The organism is Arthrobacter sp. I3, assembly GCF_000520575.1.
GTDB lineage: Bacteria > Actinomycetota > Actinomycetes > Actinomycetales > Micrococcaceae > Arthrobacter > Arthrobacter humicola_A.
Genome location: NZ_KI914909.1, coordinates 97299 through 104153, shown reverse-complemented (window position 1 = coordinate 104153; position 6855 = coordinate 97299). Strand labels below are relative to the sequence as shown.

Here is a 6855-nt window from a genome sequence, read left to right as displayed (position 1 = left end):
GATGGGGGCGGTGGCCGCGGCCGCCTGGTGCTCGCGGAAACCGTTGCGGGCCACAAACCGGCCCACGGGGCCGGGGTCATGGAAGCCGCCGGCGTCCAGCACCACGCGTCCGGCGGACACCACGACGGCGGGCCAGCCGGTGAGCGTCCTGCCGTCGAACGGCGAGAAATCCGTTCCCATGTGCAGGGCAGCGCCGTCAACGGTGCGTTCCTGTGCGGGATCGAAGACGACGAGGTCGGCGTCGTACCCTGCTGCGATCGTTCCCTTGCCCGGCAGGGCGTTGATCCGGGCCGGACCGGCGGCGAACACTTCCACGAAATCCTCCACCCGGGCTGCCCCGCCGGTGGCGTCCATCATGGCGGTGAAGGTGACAGGCATGCGGGTTTCCACTCCCGGCAGGCCGTGCGGCATGGCGCGGATGTCATCGGACCGCTCGCGCTTTTGCGTGAGGTCGTAGCAGGAGTGGTCCGAGGCCACCGTGTGGATGGCTCCGGCGGCAAGCCGGTCCCGCAACGCGGCGACGGTCTCGGGGCTGCGCATCGGCGGGCAGCAGGCGTACCACTCGGGGAAGGACGTGCCGTAGACGGTGTCGTCCAGGGTGAGGTAGTGCGGGCACGTTTCCGAGAAGGCGTCCATTCCGTGGCTGCGGGCCCCGGCGACGAGGTCTACGGCCCCCGGCGTGGACTGGTGCACAAAGTAGACGGGAGCGTTGGTGTACTCGGCCATAGCCAGGGTCTCCTTGACCGAGATCTCCTCCGCGAGTTCGGGCCGGGTCCGGTGCAGGTGTTCGATGCCGATGCGGCCGTCGTCCGCATGCTGCTGGGTGCAGTCGGCAATGATGGGATCGTGTTCGGCGTGGATGTAGGTGAGGCCGTCGAGCCGGACCATCTCGCGCATGACCTTCAGGATGGTGTCCCCGTCGGCCATGGTGGTGCCCCGGTTCGTGGTGTACATCTTGACCGAACGGACACCTTCGGCGGCGAGCTGTTCGAGCTGCCACGGCACAGTCTCGTCCCACTGGACCACCGAGCCGTGCAGGGCGACGTCGCAGCGGGACTCGCGTGCCAGTTCCTTCTTGTGCAACACCGCGGCCAGCGGGGTCTCGCGGGCGTCGCGGGGGATGCCGAAGTCGATAATGGTGGTGGTGCCGCCCCAGAGGGCAGCGGTGGATGTGGTCCGGTAGTCGTCCAGGGTTCGGAACCGTCCGGTTACCTGGGCGACATGGCAGTGGCCGTCTACGCCACCCGGAATCACCAGCTGGCCGGCGGCGTCGATGGTCCTGGCGGCAGCGGGGACCGGCTCAGCAGCGTCCACGAGCTGGACGATCGTCCTGCCGTGCACCACGACGTGCACATTCTGGCGGCCGAAACTGTTGACCACGGTGCCGTTGGCAATGACAAGGTCTGGGGTGTGGGACATCGTTGTCCTCCTTCGAGAAAGAAAATTAGTGGGACGGTGCGGGCAGCCGGGCGGCGTGCTGCGCCGTCGTGAGGGCGGCATCGAGGTTTTTCGAAAGCCCCTTGCGGGCCTTGACCGGTGGCGGCGCGAAGGCGCCGGCCCGATGCGGACCGGACCGGAGGTTGACTACGGACTGGGCCATCTGGATGCCAGCGGAAATGCCGTCCACCACGGGGACGGGGATCTGGCCTGCAAGCTCGCGGGCAAGTCCGGCGAGCGGCGCGCCGGCGAGGATCACGACGTCGGCCCCGTCCTCGGCGACGGCCTGGCGGCTGAGCGCCAGCAGCGTCTCCTTGAAGTCCTGCTGCACGGAACCGATGCCGTTGAGGCTCTCGTTGATGGAGCGGATCGAGGCCAGCCGGCCGGCGAGCCCGAACCGTTCAACGCAGTCCAGATACCAGGGCCGGATCCGGTCCGAGATGGCGATGATCGAGAACCGGTGCCCCTGCAGGGCGGCGGCGCAGAGTGCCGCCTCGGTAATTCCGATGACGGGGACGTCGGCGAGTTCCTTCAGCGCCGGCATCCCTGGGTCGCCGAATGCGGCGACCACCACGCCGTCGACGCTGGCGCCGTCGCGAGTGTACTCTGCGATGATTTCGGCGACGGCACCGGCGGCGATCAGCGATTCAAAGCGGGTTTCGATGTATTCGACGCCGTGGCCGGCGGTCCGGACTACCAGTTCGGTGCCGGGCGAGGCTGAACGCCGGGCTTCGGATTCGATCAGCGAAGTGACATCGTTGCTGATGTTGGGGTTGATGACAAGGAGTTTCATTACTTCTTCCGATGAAGGTCGGGTTCCGTCCGGCGGAAATTCTCCGGAAACTGTTCCCGGTATTTGTCGATGTGCGACGCCGACTGGGCAGCCGCCCGGTCAGGGTCACCGCTGGCGATCGCGGTGTAGAGCGCCCGATGTTCTTCGATGAGTTCGGGGAGGTCGCTCACATGCCGGAACAGCCAGTGCATCCGGCCCTGGAGGGGTTCGAGCGCCGATTTGAGGAAGCCGTTGTTGGCGATCCGGGTGATGGCATCGTGGAATTCGCTGTTGGCCCGGTGGGCGTCCATAATGGCGCCCTTGGCTAGAGAGAGCTCGGCCGCGTCCAACAAGGCTTCCAGCGCACTGAGGTCCTCGGGTGTGGCGCGGGCCGCGGCCAGCCTGCAGGCCAGCACTTCGAGCGACTGGCGGACGTCGAAGAGATCCTCCACGTCTTTGGGGCTGAGCGAGCTGACTTCGGCCCCGCGAGCGCCGCGGTCGCTGACCAGGCCTTCCTGGCGCAGCATTCGCAGCGCCTCGCGGACCGGGAGGCGGGAGACGTTGAATTCGGCGGCGAGGTCGCGCTCCACCAGCCTGGTGCCGGGAACGTAGTGCCCTTCAAAGATCCTGTTGCGGAGGGTGTCCCGGACAGCCTCCCGGAGGGGGCGTTCCTTGTCCTGGGTTTCTTCTGCGGTAAGCATGGTGCTCCATTTCGGGTTCTTTATGGCACTGCGTTCCCGGCTTCGGGAACTGGTGTTTCGTGGCCTAGCTTAGACAGGGAGCCGCTTGTTGTAGTTCAGGGTCAGCACGGATGCGCCCATGATGATCGCGGATCCCACGAAGTACAGCAGCGCCCAGGTGTATGAGCCGGTGGCACCGACGATCAGGCCGACCGCGATCGGGGTGACGAAGCCGGAGATGTTGCCGCTGAAGTTCATCGCGCCGCCCAGGACCCCGGCGTTGGTCCGGCCACCCAGGATCGAAGGGATGCTCCAGAAGAGGCCCACCCAGCGAAGGAAGAACATGACGACGGACAGCAGGACTACCGCCGTCGTCGGGTCGGCAACGACGGTGACACCGACAAGGCCGCCGATCACTACGACGCTGGAGGTGCCCAGGAGGGTGCGCATGACGCGGTTGGCCGAGGCGCCGGATGCCCGCCATTTGTCGGCGATGGTGCCGCCGAGGATTTCGCCGACGAAACCGGCGCCGAAGATCACGAACGTGGACCAGCCGATGGTCTTCAGGTCAAAGCCCTTGGCCTGGGCCAGGTAGAGCGGGCCCCAGGTGAGCAGGCCGTAGAAGACGCCGTTGAAGCCCAGCCAACCGAAGCACATGGCCCAGAAGGAACGGAACTTCAGGTAGGGGAGCAGGGCGCGCTTGCCCTTGCTGCCGTCGAGCTCGGCTTCGGCGTCCTCAGCGGCGTGGGAGGCCTCGATGTACTCGGCCTCGGCGTCGTTGACTCCGCGGTGCTGGCGGGGGTTGTCCCGGACGTACCACCAGACGGCGAGGCCCATGAGGACGGTGGCGGCGCCGGCGATGATGAAGGAGCTCCGCCAGCTGCCCGTCGAGGCGATCAGGCCTGCGATGAGGATGCCGCCGAGTCCGGCGCCCAAAGGGGCTCCGGCGTCAAGGATGGTGGCGCCGCGGCCGCGTTCCGATTTGTGCATCCAGATGGCGTTCAGCTTTCCGCCGGCCGGCATGACGCCGGCCTCGGTGACGCCGATGCCGAGGCGGGCGATGAACATGCTGACAAAGCCTCCGGCCAGGCCGGAGGCCGCCGTTGCGGCACCCCAGCCGACGCAGGACGCGGTCATCACCTTGCGCGGGCCGAACTTGTCGATCAGCCAGCCGACCGGGATCTGCATGAGGGCGTAGGTCCAGAAGAAGGCCGAGAGCAGGAGGCCCACGAGCTCCGGGGCCATGTTGAATTCCTTCTGGATGATGGGCAGGGCAACAGAGATGGATCCCCGGTCGATGTAGTTCACGGACACGAGGACCAGCAGGAGGAGGAACATTTTCCATCGGACATTCGTGCGCCGTTGCACGCCGTCCTTGGAGCCTGTGGGTTCAGCGGGCTGTACTGCTGTTTCGGTATTTGGAAGAGACACAACTTCTCCTTGATAGAGAGTAAACATGCCGGCAAGTGATGGGGGGTTTGTTTGAGGGTCAGGATGCCGGAGTGTGGGGCGTCCTGTGCGCGGGCCCTGAGTCGATCGCGGCGGTTGATAGGGGACTGATGTCAGCGCTGACATCAGGTTCGGATCAGGTGCAGAATCTGGGAGGGCGGGGCCCGGCAAGCTTATTTCTTTTGGGATCCCGTTTTGGGATCCCAAAATTCAGAGTAGGAGTGACGTGGGCCACTGTCAAGGGTCATGGGCCGGCTGGGCCGGTTCGCCGCGAAAATTTCGATTGTGACTGGCCGGAACTTTCAGTGCGGGCCGCATCCGGGCATGGCTGCGCCCCAACCAGCCGCATGCACTATTAGATCGGGCTGCTCTGAGGGCTTCAGAGCAGCCCGATCTGGTAGCGCAACGTGCGGCCGGTAGGGGTGTGACGTGGTGCTGGCAGCCGGTCTGGGCTGCTTCGGGCTTAGCTGCCCCGGTAGGTGGAGTAGGCGAAGGGGCTCAGCAGAAGCGGGACGTGGTAGTGGGCCTGCGATTCGGACACCGCAAAGGTCAGTGTGACTTCGGGGAAGAAGGTCTCGGTCCCGGCAGCCGCGTAATAGGCTCCGGTGTCGAAGCCCAGGCGGTAGGTGCCGGAGCCCAGGCTGTCGGGGCCGAGCGACTTGACGCGGCCGTCATCGTCCGTGGCGCCGGCCGCGATCCTGACCCAGCGTTCGCCGTCGAGCATGTCCAAGGTGACTGCGACGCCCGCGGCGGGCTTGCCGGAGCCCGTGTCCAGAACGTGGGTAGTGACGTGGGAAGTGCTCATGCGCCTATCAGTCCTTCGAGTCGGAGTACCGCGATTTCGCGCAGCTGCTGGCCGATGACCAATTGTTCTTCTTCGGGAGTGTGGGCGAGCCGGGCGTTGAGGGCCGCCAGGATCTCCTCGCGGCTGCGGCCGGCCGCGCGGATCAGGAAGACCTGGCCGAATTTTTCTTCATAGCTCCGGTTCCCTGCGGCGATGGCTGCGGCGACGGCCGGATCCGGAGCGCCCAGGCTCGCCTGCTCCGATTGGGAGAGCCGGGCCTCCGCGCTGTTTCCTGCGGCCCGTTCGCCGATGCGGGGATGGTGGGCCAGCGCGGCTTCCACCTCCGCCTCGGTGAACGGTTCCGCCGCGCGGCCGGCGGTTTGGAGGAGGATTTCCGTACTGTCGAAGGGCCTCGAGCCGACGATCTCCTCAATCCATCGCTCGATGTCCAGGCAGGGGCGCAGGGCGGCGGCGGCCTCCGCGCGTCCGGCGGCATTAAAGTCGTCCAACAGCATGTGCCAGATCCTTTGTGTCAATGCTGGCATCCACGGTGTAGGGCTATACGGACAAAATATTCGTATCGTGGAACTGTTATTTCAGCATATGCAAAAGATTGAACCGTACCCATCTGATCTGTGTCAACCAGGGGCGGCTCCGCGGCAGCCCCGGTCAGCTCGCCAGGAACCGCAGCAGAACCTCGTTGACCTCCGCGGCGTGGGTCCACAGCATGCCGTGCGGGGCGCCGTCGATCTCCACATACTCGGCGCTCGGCAGCGCCTTGGCGAATTGGCGGCCTGCGACATCGATCGGCAGGATGTTGTCCGCCGTGCCGTGCACAATGAGGGCCGGGACATCGATCTTGGGGATGTCGGCACGGAAGTCCGTGTACCAGGTCGGCTGCGCTGCCGCCGACGCCGTGGCCCCACCACTGGTGGCGAGGTTCCAGCCGGCGTTCATGACCTCCTGGCTGAGCCGGGGGGTGCCGAGGAGGGTTTCGCTGTTGTAGAAGTTCTTGAAGAATTCCGTGAAGAAGGCGTACCGGTCCGCCGTCACGGCCTCCATCAGCCCGTCGAACACCGACTGCGGGACCCCGCCCGGGTTGTCCTCGGCCTGAAGGAGGTATGGCTCAAGGGAGCTCAGGAATACGGCTTTCGACACCCGGGCGGAGCCGTAGGTTCCGAGGTAGCGGCCCACTTCGCCGGTGCCCATGGAGAAGCCCACCAGCACGGCGTCGTTCAGGTCGAGGGTGGTCAGGATGGTGTTGAGGTCCGCCGCGAACGTGTCGTAGTCGTAGCCCTCGGTGGGCTTGCTGGACTGTCCGAAGCCGCGCCGGTCGTAGGTGATCACACGGTAGCCCGCGCCTAGCAGCGCCGCGGTCTGCTTTTCCCAGGAGGAACCGTCCAGCGGGTAGCCATGGATCAGGACCACGGCCTGGCCGGATCCGTGGTCCTCGTAGTAGAGCTCAACGTCTGTGCTGTTTTCGGTTCCAACCTTGATGTAAGCCATGCCAGCGGTCCTCCCGGTTCGGCGCAACGCGCGGTGGTTCGGTGGTTCGGTGTGGGGCGGTTCGGTGTGGGGCGGTTTCGGTCTGGTGTGCAGTCAGTACGTGGGCTCCACTTTAGCGGCCGGAACTCCCGCCGCCAGGGCCTGTTCACCATCCGGAATGAGGAAGTCCTCCGCCAGGTCGGCCCACTGCGGCCGGAAGGAATACAGGCAGCCGAGCCGCAGGCGGG

7 protein-coding genes are annotated in these 6855 nt (G+C 66.0%); all 7 read right to left on the bottom strand.

Annotated features, from left to right (window positions below; genetic code table 11):
- Positions 1 to 1419: amidohydrolase family protein (locus Y706_RS0105860; RefSeq protein WP_028275853.1), on the bottom strand; the 1419-nt coding region annotated here is incomplete at its 3' end.
- 25 nt (positions 1420 to 1444) lie between these two features.
- On the bottom strand, positions 1445 to 2230 hold the full coding sequence (locus Y706_RS0105855) for an aspartate/glutamate racemase family protein (protein ID WP_028275852.1): 786 nt from the start codon (positions 2228 to 2230) through the stop codon (positions 1445 to 1447).
- Positions 2230 to 2910 carry a GntR family transcriptional regulator gene (locus tag Y706_RS0105850; RefSeq protein WP_028275851.1) on the bottom strand — a complete coding sequence of 227 codons (681 nt, stop codon included), beginning with the start codon at positions 2908 to 2910 and terminating at the stop codon, positions 2230 to 2232. Before Y706_RS0105850 ends, Y706_RS0105855 begins: the two co-directional genes overlap by 1 nt.
- Positions 2911 to 2979: 69 nt before the next feature.
- Positions 2980 to 4320 carry an MFS transporter gene (locus Y706_RS0105845; protein WP_028275850.1) on the bottom strand — a complete coding sequence of 447 codons (1341 nt, stop codon included), beginning with the start codon at positions 4318 to 4320 and terminating at the stop codon, positions 2980 to 2982.
- A gap of 481 nt (positions 4321 to 4801) precedes the next feature.
- Positions 4802 to 5143 (bottom strand): hydroxyisourate hydrolase, encoded by a 342-nt coding sequence (uraH, locus tag Y706_RS0105840; RefSeq protein ID WP_028275849.1) that lies wholly within the window; start codon positions 5141 to 5143, stop codon positions 4802 to 4804.
- On the bottom strand, positions 5140 to 5637 hold the full coding sequence (gene uraD / locus Y706_RS0105835) for a 2-oxo-4-hydroxy-4-carboxy-5-ureidoimidazoline decarboxylase (protein ID WP_028275848.1): 498 nt from the start codon (positions 5635 to 5637) through the stop codon (positions 5140 to 5142). The genes uraH and uraD overlap by 4 nt, the downstream gene beginning before the upstream one ends.
- 154 nt (positions 5638 to 5791) lie before the next feature.
- The gene (locus Y706_RS0105830; RefSeq protein WP_028275847.1) at positions 5792 to 6628 is read right to left on the bottom strand and encodes an alpha/beta fold hydrolase; all 837 of its coding nucleotides are present in this window, start codon (positions 6626 to 6628) and stop codon (positions 5792 to 5794) included.
- Between the last annotated feature and the right edge of the window lie 227 nt (positions 6629 to 6855).